The organism is Sphingomonas sp. OTU376, assembly GCF_038440415.1.
GTDB classification, from domain to species: domain Bacteria; phylum Pseudomonadota; class Alphaproteobacteria; order Sphingomonadales; family Sphingomonadaceae; genus Sphingomonas; species Sphingomonas kyeonggiensis_A.
Window position 1 is genome coordinate 16890 of sequence record NZ_JASATQ010000006.1, and the last position, 23267, is coordinate 40156.

The following is a 23267-nucleotide window of genomic DNA, read 5'->3' on the forward strand; positions in this document are numbered from 1 at the left end:
CCGGCTGATCTCCATTCGCGATGAAAAGGACAAACATGACTGAGCATGGCGCCTCGGACGTCGTTCGGAACGACGATGCGCATCGTTTCGAGCTGGCGATCGAAGGCGATGCGATCGCCGCCGCCTATTACCGCCTCGATGCCAAAGGTCGGCTCGTCCTGACCCACACCGAGGTGCCCAGCCAGTATGAGGGTCGGGGATTTGCGTCGGCGCTGGCGCGAGGGTTGTTCGAGATCGCCCGGTCCCGGCGCCTCACTCTGGTGTTGAAGTGTCCGTTCCTGCGCTCATGGTATGCCCGCCACCCCGAATATCGCGAAGTCGTCGATGAGAGCCGAGGCTCGTTTGCAGAGATCTAGCGAGCCCCGCGGTGTAAAGGTTCAAGGAAGGCGACGATGACAATCCCCTGCGCAAGATAGGCTTGCCGCTGGCGATCGGCTATAGCGAAACGAAACGGGGTAACCGCATGCCGATCCAGCAATTGCAGTATCAATGATCGAAGCGGGAACGCACCGAAGCACAGGATCGTCAATCGCCTTCTTCAGGCTTGGAAAGCGGGTGTCCAGTCCTGCCAGGATGGTGCTGGCTTTGCTCGTTGCATGCGCGCTGGCGTGCGGGCAGTCGCAGGCTGCGGCTCAGCAGATTCCTGGATATACCCACCGCCATTGGGACGTCGAGGAAGGGTCGCCGGCGGACATTCGCGCGATTGCCCAGACGCGCGATGGCTTTCTTTGGCTTGGCACGTCGAACGGTCTCTATCGCTTCGACGGCCTCGCCTTCGAGAAGGTCGCGCCGGAGACGTTCAACCAGTGGCGTTCGAACCAGATAACGGCTCTCGCCGCGGCGCCCGATGGTGCATTGTGGGTTGGCTACGACTTTGGCGGCGTCGGCGTCTTTCGCGACGGCCGATTGCGCGATGCCAATGCCGAGAGGCGGCCTCGCGGTTCGGTGTCGGATATCATCGTAGCGCGAGACGGCGATGTCTGGGTGAGTGTCAATGGCAGCGCGGGCAGCGAATTGCGACGGCTCCATCAGGGGCGCTGGCAGACCTATACGCGCAAGGATTGGCTGCAGCCCGAGCCTATACAGAGCATTTATCAAGCGCGGGACGGTACCTTGTGGTTCGCTCAGTTCCACAGCATCCTGCGCCTCGCGCCCGGTGCGACGCATCCGGAGAAGATCGCCGAGCAGGTTGGCTTCGCGACGTCGTTCGCCGAGGACGCAAATGGTACGCTCTGGCTGCTGAGCTCGATCGGTCTCCAGCGGCTCTCCGCGCCGCGTTCGCTGATCAGGTTCGAGAGCGACGGGCCGAGTGCGGGGGGTGCTGGAAAACGGTCGCTCCTCTTCGAAGATGGCCTCGCTTGGATGGCGGGCCATCAGGAAGGGATTATTCGGCTGTCCAACCTGAAGACCCTCCCAGGCGGCCGGGACGTGATCCCCGTTCGCTCAAGGGTCCTGTTCCGCGACCGGGAAGGAACGATCTGGGGCGGCGGCCCCGATGGTCTGGTGAACTATATTCGCTCGCCGGTCCTCAAAGCCGATCTGCCGGGTACGCCGACCACCGGCTTTGTGGCCGGTCCGGGCACCGACGCACCGACTTATCTGGCGACGGATGCCGGCATTTATCGCCTGAGCGGAAATGGCGCGCAATTGGTCCGCAAGGCCCTGTATGTGACGGCGCTATGCGCCGGCCCGAACGACGTGTTGCTGGCGCCCTCGCTCAAGCGGCATCAGCTGAAGCGCGGAGAGACCTGGACGTCTTACGCGGGGCCAGCGGGCATCAGCGGCGTCAGCGACTGTGCGATCGACCCGGCCGGCATTGCCTGGGTTACCGTGCCATCACAGGGGCTCTTCCGGCTGACAGACGGGACGTGGCAGCTTCAGAAGGGATGGCCTGGCGCGCAGTTGATGCTGAGTGACGGCAAGGACGGCTTCTATCTCAGTCGGCCGATGCATGCGCTCCTTCATGCCACGCCGGGATCGGTGCAAACCCTCTGGCAGGACGAACAGATCAAGATCGGCTTCATCCGCGTCATCAAGAAGCTCGGGAACCTGCTTTACCTTGGCGGGGAGAAAGGCCTTGCGCGCTATGACGGCAGCCGGTTCGTCAGTCTGGAATCCCGCTACAATCCATGGCTTAGCGGAATAAGCGGTATCGCACTTGGCCCCCAGGACGCATGGCTGATCGGAAGCGAGGGGATTTTCCGGGTCGCGCGCAGCGACTTCGACAAGGCCTTTGACGCACCGACCGCGGTCCTGCCCCACCAAATGATCGGGGCCGGTCTTGGGCTCAATAGCCGCAGCTTCGCCTATGTGACCAATGATGCCGCCATCGACAAAGCGGGATACCCTTGGTTCGCAACCAGCCGTGGTGTGGTGCGCATCGATCCTGCCAGGATCGTCCGCAATCTCGTTCCGCCGCCGGTGAGCATCCGGAGCCTGGAGGCAAATGGGCAGATTTTCGCGGCCTCAAACATGACATTGCCCGCTGGCACCACGCGCGTACAGTTCGACTATGTTGCGCTGAGCCTTACCGATCCGGGTGCGAACAGCTATCGTTACAAGCTCGGCGGCATCGATGAGAACTGGGTCGATGCCGCTGGCAGGCGCCAGGCGACCTATACGGGCGTGCCGCCTGGGACTTATCGCTTCCAGGTCATCGCCGCCAATGCGGATGGCGTATGGAACAAGGCGGGTGCCGTGATATCGGTCACCATCCTTCCGTTCTTCTGGCAAACCTGGTGGTTCAAGACCGCCCTTTTCCTCATCTTTGCGGTTCTGCTGTGGGCGCTTGTCCAGTGGCGGATGCGCGCGGCATCGGAGGCGACCCGCGTGCGTATCGAGGATCGCCTCGCCGTGCGCGAGCATATCGCCCAGGAGCTTCACGACACGCTGCTCCAGGGCGTTCAGGGGCTGGTCCTCCGCTTCCAGTCGATCCTGCACCGGCTGCCGGGAGATCACCCCGTCCGCGCCGAATTCGAGACCACGCTCGAGCGCGCGGATGACGTCTTGCAGGAGGGGCGCGACCGCGTGCGGTATCTGCGCGAGGAGACCGAACCCGTCGAGCTCGCGCCGATGCTGTCGGGAATAGCCCGCCAGGTGCTTCGCACCGAGCTGCGCTGGGCGATCAGGGAGACCGGAACGCCCCGGCCCGTCTGCGCGCCCGTCGCCGACGATATCTCCCGTATCGCAAGTGAGGCGATGTTCAATGCCCTGCGCCACGCGGGTGCGGGCATGGTGTCGATCAGGATCGCCAACAGCCGCGATGGGGTCGCGATCTCGATCAGCGATGATGGGGTGGGAATCGACGAGATGGTGCGCCGTGCCGGGAAGAAGGAAGGCCATTACGGCCTGGTCCATATGCGCGAGCGCTCGCAAAGATTGGGCGCGAGCTTCCGGATAAGTGAAGCGAGGCCACACGGCACCGAGATCAGCCTCGCGATCCCCGCGCGGATCGCGTATCGCTGAGCGCCGCGGCCTGCCCTAGCCCTCGATCATGTTCGCAAGGCGACGATCCGGTATGAACCAGAGCGCAATCACCGCCATATAGCAGGCAATCGCTATCCAGCGGCTGATGAAGGCGAGCGGAATTGCCGCAGCGTAGATCACCAGTGTTCCCCTGCCCTTCCAGTCCGTTCCAAGTGCCCGCGAGAGCCTCGAGCCGGTCCCGTTGCACGCGATGAGGGCACGCTCGGTCAGGAAATAGCCGATGGCGGCCAGGCCGAGGACGATGCCGTAGGCCGCGGTCGCGCCGGTCGAATAGTCGCTGCTGTCGAGCCAGCGGATGACGAACGGGACGAGGCTCAACCAGAACAGCAGGAAGAGATTTGCCCAAAGGACGCGGCCATCGATCTTCGGGTTGAGCTTGAAGAGATGATGGTGGTTGTTCCAGTAGAGGCCCACGTTGATGAAGCTCAAAAGATAGGCCAGCAGCACCGGAAGGCACTGGCCGAGATCGAGAAGCGAGCCGCCCATGGGAACCTTGAGATCCAGCACCATGATGGTGATGATGATCGCGACGACTCCGTCCGTGAACGCTTCGAGGCGTTTGGAATCCATGGCGAGCGATACCTCGATATCCAGGAAGTGAGTTCGGCCCGGCGCCGCTGGCTTAGGTCGGGCATCGCCTGCTTTCCGCGCCTCGGTCGCGTCAGCCGCTTTCCGGCTTGAACAGATCGGGGAACAGCCTGGGCTGCGACCGGAGATACTGATCTGGCGCCCGGACCCGTCCGCCCAGGGCGGCCGCGGCGTGCCAGGGCCAATTGGGATCGTAGAGGATCCCGCGCGCAAGCGCGATCAGGTCAGCGTCCCCGATCGCCACGATCGCTTCCGCCTGCGCCGGCTCGGTGATGAGGCCGACTGCTATGACGGGAAGGCCGACGGCATCCTTGATGGCGCGCGCGAACGGCACTTGGTAACTGGGTCCGACGGGGATTTTCTGCGCGGGATGGAGGCCCCCGGTCGATACATGGATTGCGGTGCAGCCCTGTTCCTTCACGGCTTGCGCGAAATCGATGATGTCGTCGAGCGTCAACCCTCCCGGAACCCAGTCCGTGGCGGACACACGCACCACGACCGGCATGGAGTCAGGAACCACGGCGCGGATCGCATCGACGATCTCGAGCGGAAAGCGTGCCCGGTTCCGCCGGTTTCCGCCGAATTCATCCGACCGCTGATTTGCGAGCGGCGAGAGGAATTGGTGCAGAAGATAGCCGTGCGCGGCATGGATCTCGATGCCGTCCAGACCGATATCCACCGCGCGCTTCGCCGCCTCGGCGAACGCCTCCCGGATGCGCGCGAGATCGTGATGCGTGAGTTCGGCTGGCGCCGCATCGCGATGATGAAAGCCGATCGGGGACGGTGCGACGGTCTGCCATCCTCGCGGCTCGGCCGGCCCGATCTGTCCGCCTCCAAGCCAGGGCACCTCGACGGAGGCCTTGCGGCCGGCATGGGAAAGCTGGACGAGGATCGGCACGTTCGCCAGCGCCTTTATGCGCGTGACGGTGCTTTCCATGGCCGCGGCGGTCGCTGAATCCCAAAGTCCGACATCCTTGTCGGAAATGCGCCCTTCGGGAAGAACGGCGGTCGCCTCGATCGTGACATAGGCCGCGCCTGACAAAGCGAGGCGTGACAGATGCACCAGGTGCCAGTCATTCATGCAGCCATCGATCGCGGAATATTGGCACATTGGCGCGACGACGATGCGGTTGGGAAGCCTGAGCGAGGCGAGATCAAACGGTTCGAAAAGTGCCGGCCTTGCCATTTCTTTCCTCTCATTCCCGGCAGATCGAGCGCACCGGGCAAAGGCGATCCCGGCAGCCGGGCGCTGAGCTATCCGGATGCGCTCAAAGATGGGCCCGACGCCACCGCATTCCTCCAGTCCCCGGGGCTGGGATGGCGGATTGTGTCGGATTTTGCCAGAAGAGGGCGTTCTCGTGCAAATCGAGGCTTTCGGGTCCTCGATGGTCTGATCGCACCGACCGTGCTTCAGAATTGCGGATCGTCCCAGCCGAAAACGCGCTGCTCCTGGACGCCCAACCCGTCGATCCCAAGCCGTATCACATCTCCCGCCTTCAGGAAGACGGGCGGCTTGTGCCCGAGCCCGACCCCGGCCGGCGTGCCTGTTGCAATGAAGTCCCCGGCCTCGAGCATGTAGAATTGCGACACGTAGCTGACGATCTGCCGGACACCGAAGACGAGGTTCGCCGTTCGACCGTTCTGATGGCGTACGCCGTTCACCTCGAGCCAGATGGCGAGATCGTCCGCGTCGCCAAGTTCGTCCCGGGTGACCAGCCATGGGCCGATCGGCGCGAAACCTGGGAAACTCTTGCCTTTCGTCCACTGGCCGCCGCGCTCCATCTGATAGGATCGCTCGGTCAGGTCGTTGAACAGGCAATAGCCCGCGACATGATCGAGGGCATCCTCCTCGTCGATGTAGAGGCCTTCGCGCCCGATCACGATGCCAAGCTCGACTTCCCAGTCGCCCTTCCCGGCGTCACGTGGGAGCCGCACGGGATCATTGGGGCCGCTGGGTTTGCAGCCCTTCATGAACATCGTCGGCTCGCTGGGAAGCGGCAAGCCGACCTCGGCGGCGTGATCCGTATAGTTCAGGCCGATGCAGATGATCTTGCCGGGGCGCGCGATCGGCGGGCCATAGCGTAGCGGCCCTTGCACCATTGGCAGAGTCGCCGGATCGAGCCGGCCGAGTTCGGCGAGCCCCGCTGCCGAAAGGGTATCGCCGTCGAAATCGACGAGGTGCGCCGAGAGGTCACGCAGGCCGCCACCCGCATCGACGAGGACGGGACGCTCGGCGCCCGGTTCGCCAATTCGTGCCAGCTTCATCCAATGTCCTTCCGCTTTTTTTGAGGATTGCCGGCCGATCTGGCCCGGAGGATTATGCGACCTCGCGTTCAAGCCGCGCGCGGGCATGCCGGGCGATGCTCTCGGCGAATAGCGGCGTCTCGCGTCGGTTGTGATCGCTGCTCGCTTCCTGTCGCGCCTGCGCGGCCCCTTCCAGGGTCAGGTCATGCTGCTCGAGGAAGCCCATGAACGCGTCGGTGGGATGCGAGGTTACCCGGTTGGTGTAGAGCGTCCGCCCTTCTTCCATCGGTTCCGCGATCAGTTCCCAGATGACATTGACCTGGGTCCGGCCGTTCGCGGTGAAAACGTCGGAAATGGAGTTCATCCGGCAATAGTTTGGGCCGGCCTCCTCGGCGACATAGTGCTGCACGACAAGCCCGGTGCCGATCATCTCGACGTTGATCGACATGCGGCGCCCATCGTCGGTGGTGGTCACGCCCGAGGCGATATGATCGGGAATGCAGCAACGCTGATATTCGGCTTCCGGAAGCGTGAAGAGCCAATCCGCGATGTCGAGCATGTCCGCCGGCATGTCGATCTCGGCAGAATAGGCGGATTGGGAGAGGATCTTGTCGTGGAGGACCTTCATGTCGTTCCTTTCAAACATTCGCGAAAACACCGCCGGGCTCAAAGCCCCGTCCCGCTTTGAGCGCTGGACGCAGATCGCCTGGGCCCGCGCCGACGGTCTTGGCGGATCGGGCGATCGCTTGGACAATCCTCGCAAAGGCTGTCGGCGCGGACCCGCGCGCCCGATTGACCGTCTGAGGGCCTGAAAGGAGCGATACGCTCCGCGTCGCCACCGGCTTGGTCAGGATACGACAAAAGCCCTCAATCGGGGCCAATCGGGAGCGGCGGCCAACGGGCAAGCTCGACAGCGCAATCGGGAGGAATGACCTGCCGGCCGAGATCATAGGTACAGCATGAGCGCCATTGCCAGCCACACGCTTCGGGCGAACGGAATCCGCCAGAATTATATCGACGCCGGCGCGGGGGCGCCGGTCGTACTTTTGCACGGGTTTCCCGAAACCAATTTTGCCTGGCGTTTCCAGATTCCGGTTTTAAGCGAGCTCTATCGCGTGATCGCGCCCGACCTGCGGGGCTATGGCGAAACCGACAAGCCCGCGACCGGCTATGACAAGCGCACGATGGCGAAGGACCTTGCCGCATTGCTCGATGCGCTCGGCATCGGCAGGATCGCGCTGGTCGGCCACGACCGTGGCGCGCGGGTCGCTACCCGCTTCGCCAAGGATTATCCTGACCGGGTCGATCGGCTGGTCGTGATGGACAATGTTCCCACGAGGATCGTCGCGCGCGACCTCAACGCCGAGATCGCGAAAGCCTATTGGTTCTTCCTCTTTCACCTGATCCCCGACCTTCCCGAGACGCTGATCGCGGGCAAGGAGGAACAATGGCTGCGGTGGTTCTTCTCGGACTGGTCGTACGACCCCTCGGCAATCAGTGGCGAGGCGTTCGAGACCTATGTCCGGGCCTACCGGGCGCCCGGCGCGGTGCGTGGGGCAATGGCGGACTACCGGGCCAATGCGGAAGACGTGGCCCAGGACCTGGTCGATGCCGATGTGAAGATCGGCTGCCCGACGCTTGCGCTCTGGGGCGCCGATTTCGGCGCCGTCGGCAAGATGTTCGACATGCCCAAAGTCTGGGCCGAGATGGCGGACAATCTGCGCGCGGTTCCCATTGCGCGCTGCGGCCACCTGCCGCACGAGGAGCGCCCCGAGGCCGTCAACGCGCTTCTCCTCGAGTTCCTGCAGGGCTGGCAGGGCGAGGCGCGGTGAAGCTGACCGGGACGATGGCCGCCATGCACTTGGCCGCTCCGTTCTCATCGGCTGTGCTTCTCGCCGAGCTCGAGACCATCGTGGGCGCACGAGAGCTTCTTACTGGAGCGCGGGAAACGGAGCGCTATCGCACCGGTTTCCGTTTTGGGGGCGGTAATGCGCTGGCGGTGGTGCGGCCAGGCAGCCTGGTCGAATTGTGGCGGGTGGTGAATGCCTGTGCCCGCGCTGGGGTCATCCTGATCGTGCAGGCCGCCAATACGGGCCTGACCGGCGGATCCACGCCGGACGGTGACGATTATGACCGGGAAATCGTCATCATCAGCACCGTCCGGCTCGATGGCATCCAGCTCATTCGTGATGGCACACAGGCGCTCTGCCTGCCCGGCGCACGCCTGTTCGAGCTGGAGGAAAGGACAGCGGCGATCGGCCGCGAGCCCCATTCCCGCATCGGCTCCTCGTGCATCGGCGCCTCGGTGCTGGGTGGGGTGTGCAACAATTCGGGCGGAGCGCTCATCCACCGAGGCCCCGCCTATACGCAGATGGCGCTTTATGCCTGGATCGCACCCGATGGGGCGGTCAAACTGGTCAATCATCTTGGCGTGAGCCTGGGCGTCGAACCCGAAGCGATGCTCGCCCGCATCGATGCAGGGGCGATTCCGGAGAGCGATATTGTCGACGATTCCAGTCGCGTCTGCTCGGATCATCACTATCAGGATCATGTGCGCCAGGTCGATGCGGACACGCCCGCGCGCTTCAACAACGATCCCCGCCATCATTTCGAGGCGTCGGGAAGCGGTGGGCATGTCGTGGTGTTCGCGGTACGCCTGGACACCTTTCCAAGCGAGCGTGACGTCGTCGATTTCTATATCGGTACGAACGACCCCGCCGAGCTGACCGCGATCCGCCGGACCATCCTCAAAGACTTCGCGTCGCTGCCTATCCAGGGCGAATATATTCACCGCTCCGCGTTCAGGCTGACCGAGCGCTATGGCAAGGACATCTTCCTGGCCATCCGCTATCTGGGGGCGAAGCACCTCCCCCGCCTTTTTGCGTTGAAGGCGCGTTTCGACGCGTTCTGCAAGCGGCTCCCCTGGGCGCCGCATGATCTCTCGGATCGGGTGATGCAGGCGGGCGCATCACTCTTTCCGCGGCATTTGCCCCGGCGAATGCGCGAGTTCGACCAGCGCTTCGAGCATCATCTCATCCTCAAGATGGGCGGTGACGGGATCAGGGAGGCGCGCACGGTGCTTGCTGCGATATTCCCGACCGCGCAGGGTGACTATTTCGAATGCACCAAAGACGAGGGCGACCGGGCTTTTCTCCACCGTTTCGCGGTCGCGGGCGCGTCCATTCGCTACCGGGCGCTCCACAGGGACGAGATCACGGACATCGTGGCGCTCGACGTTGCGCTGCGGCGCAACGACCTGGACTGGGACGAGAGGCTGCCGCCGGAGCTTGCCGAAAAGATCCTGGGTGTCAGCTATTGCGGCCATTTCTTCTGCCACGTCTTCCACCGTGACTATCTGGTGAAGAAGGGACAGGATCCGATCGCGTTCGAGCAGGCGGTCTTGGCGATCCTGGACGAGCGGGGTGCGGAATATCCCGCCGAACACAATGTCGGGCACCTTTATCCGGCAAAGCCGGATCTTGCGCGCCATTATCGAAAGCTCGACCCGACCAACAGTCTCAACCCCGGCATCGGGCAATTGTCGCGCCGGGCGGATTGGGCCTGATCCGCACCCCTGCGAGGGGAGCCCGCGCCTTGTCAGGGGAACGGGCTCCCGATCGCTCAAGCAGCGGCTTCGAGAGAGGGATAATCGACATATCCGCGGGCATCGCCACCAAAGAAGCTGTCGCGGTCGGGCTCATTGAGCGGCGCATGGCGAGCAAAGCGCTCGGGCAGATCGGGGTTGGCAATGAACAGCTTGCCAAAGGCAATGACGTCGCCGCGTCCCTCCGCCAGGGCCCGTTCAGCGCGCGCCTGGTCATAGCCGCCGGCGAGCATCATCGTGCCCTGGTAGAGCCGGCGGATTTGCTGGACGATCAGGTCCCAGCGAGGGTCGAACTGCGTGTCGGTTTCGATCCCGAGTGTCGAGGGTTCGACGATGTGGAGATAGGCCAGGCCGACCCGGTCGAGCGCGGACGCGATATGGCCGAATGTCTCTTCAGGCGTGTCGTCGCCCATTCCCATGAAACGCCCCATCGGGGTCAGGCGAACCGCGACGCGACTTGCGCCGATGGCGGCGACTACCGCCTCGACGACCTCGAGCAGGAAGCGCGAACGGTTGGCGATGCTGCCGCCGTAGGAATCGGTGCGGTGGTTGCTCGCGCTGTTGATGAACTGATCGATGAGATAGCCGTTCGCCGCGTGGATCTCGACGCCGTCCATCCCCGCCGCGATGGCGTTGCGCGCTGCCTGGGCATAGTCGGCCACGATCGCCTCGATGCCGGCGACATCGAGTTCCTGGGGCACAGGCACGTCGGCCCAGACGCCATTTCCCTCGCCGTCGATGATGAAGGTCTTGCCGGGCACCGGCATCGCGCTGGGCGCGACGGGAAGTCCGCCCCCTGGCTGGAAGACCGGATGCGAGACGCGTCCGACATGCCAGAGCTGCATGAAGATGCGCCCCTGCGCCTTATGGACGGCCGCGCTGACCTTGGACCAGCCTTCGATCTGTGCGGCCGTGTGGATGCCCGGCGTCCAGGCATAGCCCTGCCCCTGCTGCGAGATCTGGGTCGCCTCGGTAATGATCAGGCCGGCCCCGGCACGCTGCCGATAATATTCGATGCTCATGTCGGTAGGCACATTGCCCTCCCCCGCCCTTGATCGCGTGAGCGGTGCCATCACGATCCGGTTCGGGAGCTTTAGTGCTCCCAGATCGAGGGGCGTGAACAGGTCTGGTTTCATCGCACTTCTCCAAGGGACGCAGAGGCGCCGGATGCGGTGCGATATGGCCTTGCCTGTCGAGCGTGATAATCCGGTGATTTCGGCCGGCTGTATTGCGCCCTGCGCAACGATGGGTCTGGGCGAGGTTGCGCAAATGGCGGGCTGCGCCCGATCAGGCCCCGGCCCCGGATTCCCAATAAGGAGGAGATCCGAACCGGGCCTCGAGGAAATCGATAAAGGCGCGCAACTTGGCCGATGTGCGGCGGTCGGCATGATAGAGGGCATAAATGCCCCCGTCCGACGCGGCCGGAGACGTTCGCCCGATATCGGCCTCCCATTCGGGCAGGACGCGGCAAAGGCGCCCGGCTGCGATATCCTCGCCGACGAGCCAGGTCGGCATGAGCAGCATGCCGACCCCGGCGACCGCTACTTCGCGCAACGTCTCCGAATGATTGGCGCGTACGGTTCCGCGGACCCGGACGATCTCCTCCTTTCCCTGTCGCGCAAAGCGCCAGGTGCGGTCGCCGCTCGCATAGGAGAAGGTGAGGCAGTTGTGCCGGGCAAGGTCGGCCGGGCGCGAGGGAGTACCGTGTTCGGCAAGATAGGCGGGACTTGCGCACAGAAGGCGCCGGTGCGGGGCGAGCTTGCGCGCGATCAGGCTGGAGGATTCAAGGCTCCCGAGCCGGATGGCGATATCGATCCGATCTTCCACCAGGTTGACTGGCTGATCGCTCATGACGAGCTCGAGCTCGACCTCCGGGGAGCCGCGCAGGAAGTCCGGAATGATCGGCGACACGTGCAGCCGCGCGAACGCGACGGGCAGGCTGACCCGCAAAAGGCCCCGCGGGGTACCTTCGCGCTCATTCATGCTGCGATTGGCATCGTCGAGGTCCGCGATGATCCGGACCGCGCGCAGATAATAGTCCTCGCCCGCTGGCGTCAGTGTGACGCTTCGTGTCGAGCGGTTGAGCAGAACGGTCGAAAGATGCTCTTCCAGACCATCGACCTGCCGGGTGAGCGACGATGTTGCGACGCCTGCCTTGCGCGCGGCGGGGGCGAACCCGCCTTCGTCGGCGACCGACAGAAACGCCTTGATGCCGGCCAGCAAATCCATTCGTCACCTTTGCGTATTGCGCAACGGAGATAGCGGATGAGCCAACATTATCAACCAGGGACGGCATGGCGATATCCGCCGCTGCGAATTGGAGACCCGACATGACAGAACCCGTGAAGATCACGGTTACCTCCGACTTCATCTGCCCCTGGTGCCATATCGGCGAACAACGGCTCGCGAAGGCGATCGCCGGACTGCCCGGGCAGGTCGCGGTCGACCTCATCTGGCTGCCGTTCGAGCTCAATCCCGATATGCCCGCCGAGGGAATGGACCGCAAAGCCTACCGGTCGCGAAAGTTTGGAAGCTGGGAACGGTCCCGGGCGCTTGACGCCGGGACCGAGGAAGCCGGAGCAGTCGACGACGTCCCTTTCGACTATGATGCGATGACGCGAACCCCGAGCAGCTTGCTCGCCCATCGGTTGTCTCTGCTGGCACGGCGCGAGGACAAGCAGACCGCCTTCGTCCGCGCGGTGTTCCGCGCCTATTTCGCTGAAGGGGGTGATATCGGCGACCCTGGGCTCCTTGCGGTGATCGCCGCCGAGGTCGGGCTTGAGGGCAGCGCCGTCGAGCGCTTGCTTGCGAGCGACGAACTTGGCCTGGAGGTCCGCGCGCTCGAGCATTTCGCAGCAGACCGGGGTGTTCGCGGCGTCCCGTTCTTCGAGATCGGCGGCCGCGTTCTCGAAGGTGCCCAGCCCGTCGAGGTCCTGCGGGATGCCATTCTCGCAGCCGCACGCGCCGCCGATCCATCGGCGGCAGCAATCCGGAAGGAGCAGAGCGATGACTGATAAGCCGAGGGCATTGATCGTCGGCGGGTCGCTGGCCGGACTGTTCACCGCCAACCTGCTTGGCCGGGCCGGGTGGGATGTGGAGGTCTTCGAACGTTCGCCGCACGATCTCGACAGCCGTGGCGGCGGGATCGTGCTGCAGCCCGAGGTGGTCGAGGTGTTCCGGCGCATGGGGATCGACGTCGGGGCGATGACCCTCGGCGTGGCGTCGCGCTACCGCACGGTGTTTGGGCCGGATGGCTCGATCCAGTCGAAGCAGCTGGCGCCCCAGGTGCAGACCTCCTGGTCGCTCCTCTACTCGACGCTCCGCAAGGGCTTTGGCGATGCGCGCTATCATCAGGGGATGACGCTTGCCGGCCTCGACCAGGATCGCGACGCCGAGACGGTGACGGCGCGCTTTGCCGACGGATCGAGCAGGACAGCGGATCTCCTGGTCGGTGCCGATGGCGGCAACTCGGCGGTTCGCGCGCTGCTTTGGCCCGACGCACGGCCCCGCTATGCCGGCTATGTCGCCTGGCGCGGCCTTGTCGCGGAGAATGAGATGCCGCCAGTATCGCGCGAGATGCTGCACGGCGATTTCGGTTTCGCGAACAACAAGGGCTCCCACATCCTGGGATATCTGGTGCCCGGCGCGCATAATGATATGCGCGTCGGTCACCGGCTCTACAATTGGGTCTGGTACCGCGTTGCGGATGAGGCGCTTCTGGCGGAAATCCTGGTCGACCGTAACGGCAGGCCCCGTGTCTCGGCAATCCCCGAGGGCATGCTCGCGGATCGGTGGCGGGCCCATCTCGATACCGAGGCGGACCAGCTGTTACCGCCTCCCTTCGGAGAGATCGTCAGGGCAACCCGTCAGCCTTTCATCCAGACCATAAGGGATCTGGCGGTCGATCAGATGGTTAGCGGCCGGGCTGTGATCCTGGGGGATGCGGCGGCGATCCCGCGGCCGCACACCGCCGCCAGCTCCTCCAAGGCCGCAGCCAACGCACTTTCGCTTGCGGATGCGCTCGCATCGACGAGCGATATCGATGTCGCGCTCGCGCGGTGGCAGCCGGCGCAGGTGGCGCTCGGAAAGGCGCTTCTGCGGCAGGGGATGCAGACCGGAGATCATCTTCTGTTCGGAAGACGGCCCCTTCTTGAGGTCGGCTGACTGTCGGGCCGGTCGTCGCGCGAAGGGTGGCGGTCGCGTCAGCGAGACCTGCGGCGCAGGAAGCGCTCGTACCACCGGCGCCGCACATCGCCATAAGCGGTCGCCGCCGGGACCATGAGGATGATCGTGGTCCCGCCGCTGCTCGATCTGTCGAGGATCATTTCGGCCTTCAGCCTGGCCGCGCGTTCCCGCATGCCGACCAGACCGAAATGACCTTCGCGGCGACCGGCGCGAAGGATAGAGGGGTCGATGCCGATGCCATCGTCGCGTACCGTCAGCTGGAGCATGGCGGGGCGATAGTCGATATGGACCTCGGTCCGTGTTGCTCGTGCATGCCGCATCACGTTGAAAAGCGCTTCCCTGGCGATGTGCAGGATTTCGGCAGTTGCCTCCGGGTCGAGCCGCTGCCCCATGCCCGAGGTGCTGACGAAGAGATTCTCGCCGGGCGTGAAGCCCATTTCCCGGGCCGCGCCGGAAATCGCGGGCTCGAGCGTCTCGGGATCCGCGTGAAGCCGCAGGCCGCGGACCCGTTCCCGCGCTTCTCCCAGCACCCGCTGGGCCTGACCCAGCGTATCCTCCAGTCCCTTCTTTCCGGGCGCATCCTGGGGAAGCGCGTCGCTTGCGAGATGGAAGCGCAGGATGAGCGCCTGAACCGACTGAAGAAGCGTATCGTGAAGGTCCCGCGCGATCCGTTCGCGCTCATCATGCCGCTCGGCGAGGCGCGCGCGGATCTGTGCCGCGACAGCCCGCATGCGAAGCCGGTAAGCGCCCCATAGCAGGGCCAGGGCCGCGACCACGCAGAGAAGCTTGAACGGCCAGCTCTGCAGGAAGGTCGGTCGTATCTCGAACTCCAGCGCTGCGCCCTTGAGGTTCCAGTTGCCGGCGGCGTCGGCGGCGATGACTTCGAACCGGTATTTGCCGGGCGCCAGGTTGGTATAGGTGGTCGCCCTGCGCGCACCGGGATCGGTCCAGCCGGTTTCGAGGCCGATCAACCGGTACTGTGTCCGTACCCGATCCGGGTCCGCCAGGCCCATGACCGAAAAGACGAAGCGCACGGTTGTCGTACCGGGCGGCAGCGTCAGCGAAACGGGGTCGAGGATGAGCCTGGAGCCCGTTTCGAGGCTGCGGATCGTGACCTTGGGCGGCGCCGGCGGATCGAACAGATGCGCCGGATCAATGCTGGCGAGCCCTTGCGCGGTGATGGTCCAGATGCGGCCGTCGCCACCCGATACGATCGAGCGTGTCGGGAACCCGTAAGGCTGGGCGTCGAGCGGTGCACCGTCGCGGCTGTCGAATTCCCGCACCGCGATAGGCGTGCCCGGTTGCTCGAAAGCCCGATCGAGCTCGGCCGTCAATATGCGCTTCAATCCGTCGGAGTCCCGAAGCCAGGTCTCGCCGCGCGGAGTTTGTACGATGCCGCTTATGCGAGCGAGCCAGGGGTAGATCCGCGCATCGAGCTTTCGGGCGGCGCCGTCACGCAACCGGATCAGTCCGCGGCGCCCGGCGATGAAAAAGCCGTGCTCGCCAGGGTTGATCATCGTGATCTCGTCCATCCCGAGCGAACGAAAATCATAGCGGATTACCTTGGCGCCCGAGACCAGGGTCATGCCCGGCGCCTCGTTTGCAAGCGCTACTTCCCCATCCGCATTGGCGACGGCCCCCACGGTCACGCCGCTGCCGCCCGGCGCCTCGTAGCCGCGTAAGGGATGCCAGCCGCTCCCGTCGCGCCACCAGGTGCTTCCATCCAGGCCGCGGAGCCAGAGCCTGGACTGTCCGTCCTCGGCGCAGCGCGCTGCCAGTGTCGGAACCGATCCGAGGCTGTCGAGCGCGCCATCTGCCCGGACGCGCATGGTCTGCTTGCGATCGAGGATCCAGACGCCCGAGGCATGTCCTGCGCACATCGCCATGGGGTCAGGTATGCGACGCAGCGCACGTGTCTCGCTGTCGGGCCTTATCAGGAACAGCACCTGATCGGCGAGCGCGTAAACGAGCCCGTCCGAAGTCGCGGTCAGCTTGAGGCCTCGCGTCATGTCGCCCCGCACCAGCGGGTCCGCCGTCACATTGGCGCGGCGGAATCGTTCGAGCTGGCGCCCCCTCCCCAGCCAGATCGAGCCTTCCGCGTCGACGAACAATCGGGCTCCGACCTTCGCCCGCCAGGCGAGATTGTCGAATAGCTCGATCTGCCCGGGGCGGTCACCCGGAGCATGCGCGGCCGTGTTTGCGCGAAACACCTCACCGTTGCGTGTGCCACCCCAGATGCCTCCGAACCGGTCAAACGCCAGTCCCGTCAGCGAGAGCTCGGCGGGAATGCGGTAACGGATTTCCGCCCTGGGTTCCCTCTGGTCCGCCGTTCGAAACAGTCGAAGATCATTGCCATCCGCGAGCCAGAGTGCCCCGTCGGGGGCGACACCCAGGCGCGGCATCCGGTATGTGCCGCCGAGCCATGTGAACTGCGCTGCCCCCGGCGCGAGCCGCGCGATGCCGCTCGATCTTTGGTCAGGTCGCTGGATCGCCACCCAGAGGCTTCCATCCGGCGTCCCGACCATGCCCAGCATATAGCCTTCGGGGACATGGAGCGCGCCGTCGAGCGGCTGCCATGTTCCGCCACGATAGCGCCAAAGGCGTCGGGAGAGACCGCCCCACTCCGCCCAGATCGCGCCGTCGGCGCCCTCGACCAGATTGGTGATGACTGAAGGAGGGTTCGGAAATCTTGTGTCGATCAGGCGGCCATGGCGGTAGACGGCGACGCCCGCGCTGCGGCTGTAGCTCACCCATAATTCGCCCTTCCTGGTGACAAGGAGCGACTGCGGCGACGCGCCTTCCATCTGCGAACCGGCTGGCGGGCGGATCTCCTCGAACGATGCACCATCAAAACGGTAAAGGCCCTCCTGTGACGCGATCCAGAGATAGCCGTCGGGCGTCTGCGCGATATGGACGATGTTGCGCGGGGTGCCGTTGTCCTGTGTCCATACCCTCTTTTGAAAATGCGCCGGGACCATGGAAATCGCCGGAAGCGACTGCGCCGCTGCGCCGTGGACGATGACCGGAGCCGTGGCTACGAGGCAAGGCACAAGGGCCATTGCCGCAACCGAGCGCCGCCGCCATGCGCGTCGAACCACGGTCAGCGTCTGCAGGTTAGAGGGCAGGTCACGAGCCTTTCCGGGGTCGCGTTTGCCTGCTGCAATGTGAAATCCCCTTCGATAATGACAAGCGTGGCGGCCAGAAGCGGTTAATGCGGTGATGAGCCCGGTTCCATAGCGATCGCCTGTCACACTGACCTGGCGTGGGACCATAGAATAGCGAGCAGGAAAGTCGGCCATGCAAGAATCGGATTGGGATGCAACGGACCGGCCTGGAACCAGTCTTGATCGGCCTATCAGGGTTCTGAGCGTCGATGATCACCAATTGCTGCGCGAAGGCGTCAACGCGGTCATCTCGGCCCATGCGGATATCGCGATCGCCGGTGAAGCCGCGGATGGCCTTCAGGCGATCGACGCCTATCGCTTGTTGCGGCCGGATGTGATGTTGCTTGATCTGCAGATGCCCGGTCTCGACGGCCTGCAGGTGCTCGAGAGGATTCGATGCGAATTCCCGGAAGCGCGGATCATCGTTCTGACCACCTTTGCCGGAGACGCCCAGGCGTTTCGGGCACTCGAGCAAGGCGCCGCCGGATACGTCCTCAAGGATGGTGTCCGTACCGAGCTCGTCGATGCCATCCGGACGGTGTTCAACGGAGGACGGCATCTGAGCGTCTCGGTCGCACGCGAGATCGCCTGGCATCTCGACAGCGAGCGCCTGAACGAGCGGGAATGCGAGGTCCTGTCGCTCGCCGCGGCGGGCAACTCGAACCGGCAGATTGCGAGCCATCTCTCCCTCTCCGAGGACACGATCAAAGGCTATATGAAGTCGATTTTCGCCAAGCTCGGGGTGTCCGACCGCACGCATGCGGTGACCGTCGCGGTTCGTCGAGGCATGATCCGGATCTAGCGCGAAGCGCTGATCGCGCCCACTCAGCGCACTATTCCTGAAGTACCCGCCGAGCCGTTCCAGCGTACGACCCGCGAGGTCGCCGTGAAGCTGGTCGACAGTCGCAGCACTCCGCTTGGGGATGGTGGTTGCCGTCGCGCCAGGGCTTTCGGCCGGCGTTCGAGCCGCAGCAGGCCACAATAATGTGGCGCCGCCGCGGCTCGGCGAGAGACCGTCGCGGTCAGGCGGTGAGCTCGGCCTCGACCCAGTCGGTCACGCTGTCGCGTACCGGCGACCAGCCAAGCTCGGTGCGTGCCTTGTCCGAACGCACCCGGCTGTTCGAGCCCAGCGCGAACACCGCGAGCTCGCGACCCCATTTGGCGATCGCGTCAGAGGCAGGCCAGCTCTGTGCTTCGCCGAGATCGAGCTTCCTTGCGATCGCGCGAACCAGATCGCCGAAGGACGCCTCGCCATTTTCGACATAGTAGAAGCTGCCGGCCGGCGCCTTCTCCAGCGCCAGCAGGTAGAGGTCCGCCATGTCGGCGATATGGACGTTGGACCAGATGTTCAGGCCGCGGCCGATATAGCGGGCGACGCCGCTTTCCTTCGCCTGTGCCACGAGCGGCGGGATCTGCACGCTCTGTGCGGGCGCGCCGAGCGTCTGGCCATAGATGAGGCTGTTGCAGAGCACGACGCTGCGCACGCCAGGTGCGGCGGACATGATCCGCTTGTTGAGCGCGACCCGGCGTTCCTTGTCGGGCTCGGGCCGGACCGGCGTGTCCTCGGCAAAGGTAGCGTCGGACGGCTCGCCCATGGCCTCGTCACCCACCAGGCTGGTGCCGCTGGTATGAATGAAGGGCTTGCGGCTGCCGGCGAGGCCGGCAAGCAGTGCCTCGACCGCACCTTCGTGATCGCTGTCTGCGGCGTTGATGACGGCATCGGCCGCCTTCGCTTCCGCGGTGAGCAGCGCGGCGTCGTCGAGCGTGCCGATGACGGGCTCGATGCCCTTGGCGCGCACGCCGTCCGCCTTGGCGGCGGTCCGGACGAGCCCGCGGACCTGATGGCCCTTGCTGGCAAGGAGCGCCGCGACCGAGCCGCCGATATAGCCGCTCGCGCCGGTGACGAAGATCTTCATGCGGTCATTCCTTCGGGTGAATAGACGGGGAAGTCGGTGTAGCCGCGGGCACCGCCGCCATAATGGATGGTGCGGTCGGACTCTGCGATCGGCCAGCGATTGCGCAGGCGCGTCACCAGGTCCGGATTGGCGATGAACGGCTCGCCGAAAGCCGCGACATCGATAAGGCCGGCGTCGATCATCTGCTCGGCGCGCTCACGGGTCATGCCGCCGGCGAGGATCAGCGTGCCCTTGAAGTGGGTCCGGAACTTCGCGAGGAAATCAGGCGGGGTGCCCGTGCTTCCGCGGGTCGACTGATCCATCAGATGAACATAGGCAATGCCGCGCCGCGAGAACTCGTCGGCGAGATAGAGGTAGGTTTCCTCGATCTCGGGATAGGCCGGGTTGTCGAAGAGCTGGCCATAGGGCGAGAGGCGAACCGCCGTGCGCTCGGCGCCGATCGCGGCAATCACCGCGTCGAGCGTCTCGAGCAGGAAGCGGGTGCGGCCTTCCAGCGTGTCGCCCCGATAGGCGTCGGTACGATCGTTGACGTTCGGGTTCAGGAACTGCTCGATCAGATAGCCATTGGCGCCGTGCAGCTCGATACCGTCAAAGCCGGCTTCGATCGCATTGCGTGCGGCGCGGACGAAGTCGGCGGTGACGCCGCGGACCTCCTCGGTGGTAAGCGCGCGCGGCGTGGACACGTCGACAAGCGCCGCAGTGCCGTCGTCGCGCAAGCCAAAGGCTTGCGAATCCGCCGCGATACGCGACGTCGAGCTCACCGGTGCCGCGCGACCCGGCTGGGTCGACACATGGCTCACCCGGCCGACATGCCAGAGCTGGGTGAAGATGACCGCGCCGCGTTCATGCACCGCCTTGGTGACCGGCTTCCATGCCTCGACCTGTTCCGCCGTCCAGAGGCCGGGGACGTCGAGATAGCCGATCGCGTTGGGCGAGATCGCGGTGCCTTCGGTCACGATCAGACCGGCCTCGCCGCGCTGGGCATAATAAAGCGGGGCCAGATCGGACGGCACGTTATGCGGCCGGGCGCGCGAGCGCGTGAGCGGCGCCATCGCGATGCGGTTGGCGAGCCGGTGGCTGCCCATCGCAAAGGGTTCGAACAATTTGCTCATGATGGTCCTTCCTTGGAAAAGCTGGTTCAGCGGTCCCACTCGGGCGCGAGGCCCGCGGGGCTGACGATCCGGCCGTCGGGCCGCGCGAGGGCGTGGATCGCTCCCATGTCATCGGCTTCGAGGACGAAGTTGAAGATCGCGAAATTCTCGGCGACACGTGCGACATTGGCGGTCTTGGAGAGGGCGATGACGCCATCCTGCTGGACCAGCCAGCGCAGGACGACCTGGGCGGGCGTCTTGCCATATTTGGCGGCGATCGTCTGGATGACGGGATCGCTGATGACCTTGCCGTCGGCCATGCCGTAATAAGCGGTGAGTGCGATGCCGGCCGCGCGGGCGGCCGCATACAGGCTGGACTGGTCGATATAGGGATGGATCTCGACCTGGTTGGTCACGATCGGCGCCTTGCTGACACGGGCCGATTCTTGCATCTGGGCGATGTTCTGGTTGCTGACGCCGATATGCCGCGCCTTGCCGGCTTCCTTGACGGCGTTCAGCATGGCGACCTGCTCCGCCACGGGCACCTTGTCGCCGGGCCAGTGGATGAGCAGCAGGTCGACCTGGTCAACCTTCAGCTTGTCCAGGCTCGCATCGACCGAGGCCGCAAATTTACCGGGCTCGTAATTGTCGACCCAGACCTTGGTCGTCAGGAACAGCTCGTCCCGCTTCGCGCCGGCCGCCGCAAGCGCACGACCAAGGGCTGCTTCGTTCGCATAGATCTGCGCCGTATCGAAATGGCGGAAACCGACAGAGAGCGCTTCAGGGATGATCCGCTCGACTTCCTCGTCGGACATGCGGAACACGCCAAAGCCGAGCGCCGGAATGGAGGCGCCGTGCGCCGTGACATTGAACATGGGTTCTTCTCCGTTTGTGTAAGATCGACGGTCAGGCGGCAGCGCGAATAGGAAGGCTGCCCAGTTGCGGCAGGACGTCGCCCGCCAATTCGTCCAGCACCTCGTCGACCGGCCGCCGGGAACGGCGCAGCAGGACGGCAAGATGATCGACACCGACTTCCCGGAGCTGCTCCAGATGGTCGATAAAGGCGTTGCGCCCGGCGCGCCCGCCGAAGCGGAACGGCTGCAGCGGCTCGCCGGGATCCTCGGCAAGATCGAGGTGGAAGGCGCTGATGAACGCACCCCCCTCGCCCTTCGCCACCTTCCAGGCCCCTGCCTGCGCAGTGAGGCGCTCCAGCGTACCGGGATAGACGAAGCGGCCGTCCATGTTCGCCGAGATCCAGTCGTCGCTCTGCTGGGCCTGTCCCGCCACCACCAGGGGAATGGCGCCGCGAACGGGTCGCGGCAGCAGGTCCAGACTGGGCTCGCGCGCGCCGCCGCCGATGGGCAGGCCGCCGGGCATCCAGGCGGTCCGCATATAGGCCACCGCCTCGCGGAAACGCTCGCCTCGCGTCTCGAAATCGAGGCCGAGCAGCGGATATTCGATCGGCCGATCGCCCGAGGCCACCCCCAGGATCAGCCGTCCGCCCGACAAGGCATCGACGCTGGCCGCGGCCTTGGCGATCATCATCGGGTGCCGGATCGGCAGCACGACGGCGGCGGTGCCGAGTGCGACGTTCCTGGTGATCCCGGCGAGGAAGCCCAGATGGGAGAAGACCTCGTATACCGACCCGGCATCCCCCATCCGAGCGCTGTCGAAGACGGGAACGTCGCGCATCCACACGGCGGCGAAACCCTGGCCGTCGACCTTGCGGACGAGCTCGGCATGGCGCGTGAGGTCCGGCACACCCGCCGGGCGGCCATCGGCAAGGCGTCTCGCCTCGCCTGAGGGCGACCAGTCATTGTCGAGCGGCAGCTCGATCCCCAGCGTGATCTGGCCGGGGATGCGAACCTTGTCGAGCGCAGAGGGAGTGTACGCGGTCATCATCTATTCCTGTGCTGCGGCATCGATGCCGCCCTGGACCGCTAGATGAAGCTTTCGTCGCGCCTTGATAATTGGCCGGCGCTCCACATAATCTTGGAGGCCAATTCACAGATGGGCCAATCACGGATAGGCCCATCGCAGTTAGGGGTGTCATGGACAATCGCGCAGGCGAGATGCTGGTTTTCGTCAGGGTCGTGGAAGCGGGCAGCTTCTCCGAAGCCGCGCGGCAATTGCTGATGACGCCGTCGACGGTGAGCAAGCTGATCGGCCGCATGGAGGACCGGCTGGGCGTTCGGCTCGTCGAGCGGTCGACCCGCCGGCTGTCGCTCACCGATGAGGGCCGGCTCTTCTATGAGCGCAGCGGCGCGCTGCTTGCCGATCTCGACGACATCGAACGCGAAGTGAGCCGGGGTGCCGGCGGGGCTGGCGGCACGATACGCGTCAATGCGTCGGTGGCCTTCGGCGTGCTCGGAATCGAGCCCCATTTGCCCGATTTCTGGCGCGCCTATCCCAATGTCGTGGTCGACCTGTCGCTCTCCGACGAGATTGTCGATCTCTATCTCGACCGCACCGATATCGCCTTCCGGGTCGGGGCGCTCACCGACAGCAGCCTGCTCGCTCGCAAGATCGGGGTCGCGAGCCGGAAGATCGTCGCCTCGCCCGCCTATCTCGCGGAGCACGGCGTTCCGGAAGCGATCGAGGATCTCGACCATCATAATTGCCTGGGCTTCAATTTCCGGCGCGCAGCGCCGGTCTGGCCGCTTCGGGAGGCGGGGCGGATCGTCGATCGCATGGTCGGCGGCAACCTTCTCGCCAATAACGGGGAGACGGTTCGCCGGCTGGCGCTCGCCGGCATGGGCCTCGCGCGGCTGGGCGATTTCCATGTGCGCGAGGATATCGCCCAGGGACTGCTCGTCGAGGTCCTGGCCGAGGCAGGGCATGGCGACGAGGAAGAGGTGCACGCGCTCTATCTCGGCGGCCAGCGCATGCCCCAGCGCATCCGGCTGTTCCTCGATTTCATGGTGCCACGCCTGCAGAGCTTCATGCGCGGCGAATGACCGGCTGACCGCCTGAGCGGAGGGCAGCCGGT

General features: G+C 65.0%; 19 protein-coding genes. 8 read left to right on the forward strand and 11 right to left on the reverse strand.

The window, feature by feature from the left end:
- Window positions 1–35: 35 nt before the first annotated feature.
- Together AAHM44_RS04100 and AAHM44_RS04105 are read left to right on the forward strand one after the other, a co-directional pair.
- A complete protein-coding gene (locus AAHM44_RS04100; protein WP_342249120.1) occupies window positions 36–356 on the forward strand; it encodes a GNAT family N-acetyltransferase in 321 nt (106 codons plus the stop codon).
- A gap of 133 nt (window positions 357–489) precedes the next feature.
- On the forward strand, window positions 490–3465 hold the full coding sequence (locus AAHM44_RS04105) for a sensor histidine kinase (protein WP_342249121.1): 2976 nt from the start codon (window positions 490–492) through the stop codon (window positions 3463–3465).
- 15 nt (window positions 3466–3480) lie between these two features.
- On the opposite strand, the gene AAHM44_RS04110 is transcribed toward AAHM44_RS04105, so the two are convergent.
- The 4 genes from AAHM44_RS04110 to AAHM44_RS04125 all read right to left on the reverse strand — a co-directional run bounded on the left by AAHM44_RS04110 (window position 3481) and on the right by AAHM44_RS04125 (window position 6946).
- On the reverse strand, window positions 3481–4056 hold the full coding sequence (locus AAHM44_RS04110; RefSeq protein WP_342249122.1) for a TMEM175 family protein: 576 nt from the start codon (window positions 4054–4056) through the stop codon (window positions 3481–3483).
- 91 nt (window positions 4057–4147) lie between these two features.
- Complete coding sequence (locus AAHM44_RS04115; protein WP_342249123.1) at window positions 4148–5260, reverse strand: NADH:flavin oxidoreductase/NADH oxidase; 1113 nt, start codon at window positions 5258–5260, stop codon at window positions 4148–4150.
- A gap of 224 nt (window positions 5261–5484) precedes the next feature.
- Window positions 5485–6339: a fumarylacetoacetate hydrolase family protein gene (locus AAHM44_RS04120; protein WP_342249124.1), complete on the reverse strand. Its 855-nt coding sequence runs from the start codon at window positions 6337–6339 to the stop codon at window positions 5485–5487.
- A 52-nt stretch (window positions 6340–6391) separates the two neighbouring features.
- A complete protein-coding gene (locus AAHM44_RS04125; protein ID WP_342249125.1) occupies window positions 6392–6946 on the reverse strand; it encodes a hypothetical protein in 555 nt (184 codons plus the stop codon).
- Window positions 6947–7277: 331 nt separating this feature from the next.
- Here AAHM44_RS04125 and AAHM44_RS04130 point away from each other — a divergent pair, with 331 nt between their 5' ends.
- Window positions 7278–8150, forward strand: coding sequence for an alpha/beta fold hydrolase (locus AAHM44_RS04130; protein WP_342249126.1), 873 nt, complete (start codon window positions 7278–7280; stop codon window positions 8148–8150).
- Between the two features lie 14 nt (window positions 8151–8164).
- Window positions 8165–9883, forward strand: coding sequence for a D-lactate dehydrogenase (gene dld / locus AAHM44_RS04135; protein ID WP_446745950.1), 1719 nt, complete (start codon window positions 8165–8167; stop codon window positions 9881–9883).
- Window positions 9884–9939: 56 nt separating this feature from the next.
- Here dld and AAHM44_RS04140 read toward each other — a convergent pair whose 3' ends face one another.
- Both AAHM44_RS04140 and AAHM44_RS04145 read right to left on the reverse strand, forming a co-directional pair.
- Window positions 9940–11058: an alkene reductase gene (locus AAHM44_RS04140; protein WP_342249127.1), complete on the reverse strand. Its 1119-nt coding sequence runs from the start codon at window positions 11056–11058 to the stop codon at window positions 9940–9942.
- A 151-nt stretch (window positions 11059–11209) separates the two neighbouring features.
- On the reverse strand, window positions 11210–12151 hold the full coding sequence (locus AAHM44_RS04145) for a LysR family transcriptional regulator (protein ID WP_342249128.1): 942 nt from the start codon (window positions 12149–12151) through the stop codon (window positions 11210–11212).
- A 101-nt stretch (window positions 12152–12252) separates the two neighbouring features.
- Between AAHM44_RS04145 and AAHM44_RS04150 the strand changes: the two genes are divergently transcribed.
- Together AAHM44_RS04150 and AAHM44_RS04155 are read left to right on the forward strand one after the other, a co-directional pair.
- Window positions 12253–12936, forward strand: coding sequence for a DsbA family oxidoreductase (locus AAHM44_RS04150; RefSeq protein ID WP_342249129.1), 684 nt, complete (start codon window positions 12253–12255; stop codon window positions 12934–12936).
- Window positions 12929–14086: an FAD binding domain-containing protein gene (locus AAHM44_RS04155; RefSeq protein WP_342249130.1), complete on the forward strand. Its 1158-nt coding sequence runs from the start codon at window positions 12929–12931 to the stop codon at window positions 14084–14086. Before AAHM44_RS04150 ends, AAHM44_RS04155 begins: the two co-directional genes overlap by 8 nt.
- 38 nt (window positions 14087–14124) lie before the next feature.
- On the opposite strand, the gene AAHM44_RS04160 is transcribed toward AAHM44_RS04155, so the two are convergent.
- The gene (locus AAHM44_RS04160) at window positions 14125–17406 is read right to left on the reverse strand and encodes a sensor histidine kinase (RefSeq protein WP_342249131.1); all 3282 of its coding nucleotides are present in this window, start codon (window positions 17404–17406) and stop codon (window positions 14125–14127) included.
- On the opposite strand from AAHM44_RS04160, the gene AAHM44_RS04165 reads away from it, so the two are divergent.
- Window positions 17405–18073: a response regulator transcription factor gene (locus AAHM44_RS04165; RefSeq protein ID WP_342249132.1), complete on the forward strand. Its 669-nt coding sequence runs from the start codon at window positions 17405–17407 to the stop codon at window positions 18071–18073. The genes AAHM44_RS04160 and AAHM44_RS04165 overlap by 2 nt on opposite strands.
- 220 nt (window positions 18074–18293) lie before the next feature.
- Here the strand turns inward: AAHM44_RS04165 and AAHM44_RS04170 are convergent, their stop codons facing one another.
- The 4 genes from AAHM44_RS04170 to AAHM44_RS04185 are packed head-to-tail and all read right to left on the reverse strand — an operon-like array spanning window position 18294 to window position 22177.
- Window positions 18294–19187 (reverse strand): NAD-dependent epimerase/dehydratase family protein, encoded by an 894-nt coding sequence (locus tag AAHM44_RS04170; RefSeq protein ID WP_342249133.1) that lies wholly within the window; start codon window positions 19185–19187, stop codon window positions 18294–18296.
- A complete protein-coding gene (locus AAHM44_RS04175) occupies window positions 19184–20299 on the reverse strand; it encodes an alkene reductase (protein WP_342249134.1) in 1116 nt (371 codons plus the stop codon). The genes AAHM44_RS04170 and AAHM44_RS04175 overlap by 4 nt, the downstream gene beginning before the upstream one ends.
- A 26-nt stretch (window positions 20300–20325) precedes the next feature.
- Window positions 20326–21153, reverse strand: a complete 828-nt coding sequence (locus AAHM44_RS04180; RefSeq protein WP_342249135.1) for an aldo/keto reductase — start codon at window positions 21151–21153, stop codon at window positions 20326–20328.
- Between the two features lie 31 nt (window positions 21154–21184).
- Complete coding sequence (locus AAHM44_RS04185) at window positions 21185–22177, reverse strand: TIGR03571 family LLM class oxidoreductase (protein WP_342249136.1); 993 nt, start codon at window positions 22175–22177, stop codon at window positions 21185–21187.
- A gap of 152 nt (window positions 22178–22329) precedes the next feature.
- On the opposite strand from AAHM44_RS04185, the gene AAHM44_RS04190 reads away from it, so the two are divergent.
- A complete protein-coding gene (locus AAHM44_RS04190; protein ID WP_342249137.1) occupies window positions 22330–23235 on the forward strand; it encodes a LysR family transcriptional regulator in 906 nt (301 codons plus the stop codon).
- The last annotated feature ends 32 nt before the right edge of the window (window positions 23236–23267 follow it).

What these genes read in the sequence shown, in the direction of transcription:
- AAHM44_RS04125 (WP_342249125.1), bottom strand. Translation starts at nt 6,946, where the DNA reads ATGAAGGTCCTCCACGACAAGATCCTCTCCCAATCCGCCTATTCTGCC.
- AAHM44_RS04155 (WP_342249130.1), top strand. Translation starts at nt 12,929, where the DNA reads ATGACTGATAAGCCGAGGGCATTGATCGTCGGCGGGTCGCTGGCCGGA.
- AAHM44_RS04150 (WP_342249129.1), top strand. Translation starts at nt 12,253, where the DNA reads ATGACAGAACCCGTGAAGATCACGGTTACCTCCGACTTCATCTGCCCC.
- AAHM44_RS04190 (WP_342249137.1), top strand. Translation starts at nt 22,330, where the DNA reads ATGGACAATCGCGCAGGCGAGATGCTGGTTTTCGTCAGGGTCGTGGAA.
- AAHM44_RS04130 (WP_342249126.1), top strand. Translation starts at nt 7,278, where the DNA reads ATGAGCGCCATTGCCAGCCACACGCTTCGGGCGAACGGAATCCGCCAG.
- AAHM44_RS04140 (WP_342249127.1), bottom strand. Translation starts at nt 11,058, where the DNA reads ATGAAACCAGACCTGTTCACGCCCCTCGATCTGGGAGCACTAAAGCTC.
- AAHM44_RS04100 (WP_342249120.1), top strand. Translation starts at nt 36, where the DNA reads ATGACTGAGCATGGCGCCTCGGACGTCGTTCGGAACGACGATGCGCAT.
- AAHM44_RS04165 (WP_342249132.1), top strand. Translation starts at nt 17,405, where the DNA reads ATGCAAGAATCGGATTGGGATGCAACGGACCGGCCTGGAACCAGTCTT.
- AAHM44_RS04120 (WP_342249124.1), bottom strand. Translation starts at nt 6,339, where the DNA reads ATGAAGCTGGCACGAATTGGCGAACCGGGCGCCGAGCGTCCCGTCCTC.
- AAHM44_RS04170 (WP_342249133.1), bottom strand. Translation starts at nt 19,187, where the DNA reads ATGAAGATCTTCGTCACCGGCGCGAGCGGCTATATCGGCGGCTCGGTC.
- AAHM44_RS04160 (WP_342249131.1), bottom strand. Translation starts at nt 17,406, where the DNA reads ATGGCCGACTTTCCTGCTCGCTATTCTATGGTCCCACGCCAGGTCAGT.
- AAHM44_RS04180 (WP_342249135.1), bottom strand. Translation starts at nt 21,153, where the DNA reads ATGTTCAATGTCACGGCGCACGGCGCCTCCATTCCGGCGCTCGGCTTT.
- AAHM44_RS04115 (WP_342249123.1), bottom strand. Translation starts at nt 5,260, where the DNA reads ATGGCAAGGCCGGCACTTTTCGAACCGTTTGATCTCGCCTCGCTCAGG.
- dld (WP_446745950.1), top strand. Translation starts at nt 8,165, where the DNA reads ATGGCCGCCATGCACTTGGCCGCTCCGTTCTCATCGGCTGTGCTTCTC.
- AAHM44_RS04145 (WP_342249128.1), bottom strand. Translation starts at nt 12,151, where the DNA reads ATGGATTTGCTGGCCGGCATCAAGGCGTTTCTGTCGGTCGCCGACGAA.
- AAHM44_RS04185 (WP_342249136.1), bottom strand. Translation starts at nt 22,177, where the DNA reads ATGACCGCGTACACTCCCTCTGCGCTCGACAAGGTTCGCATCCCCGGC.
- AAHM44_RS04110 (WP_342249122.1), bottom strand. Translation starts at nt 4,056, where the DNA reads ATGGATTCCAAACGCCTCGAAGCGTTCACGGACGGAGTCGTCGCGATC.
- AAHM44_RS04105 (WP_342249121.1), top strand. Translation starts at nt 490, where the DNA reads ATGATCGAAGCGGGAACGCACCGAAGCACAGGATCGTCAATCGCCTTC.
- AAHM44_RS04175 (WP_342249134.1), bottom strand. Translation starts at nt 20,299, where the DNA reads ATGAGCAAATTGTTCGAACCCTTTGCGATGGGCAGCCACCGGCTCGCC.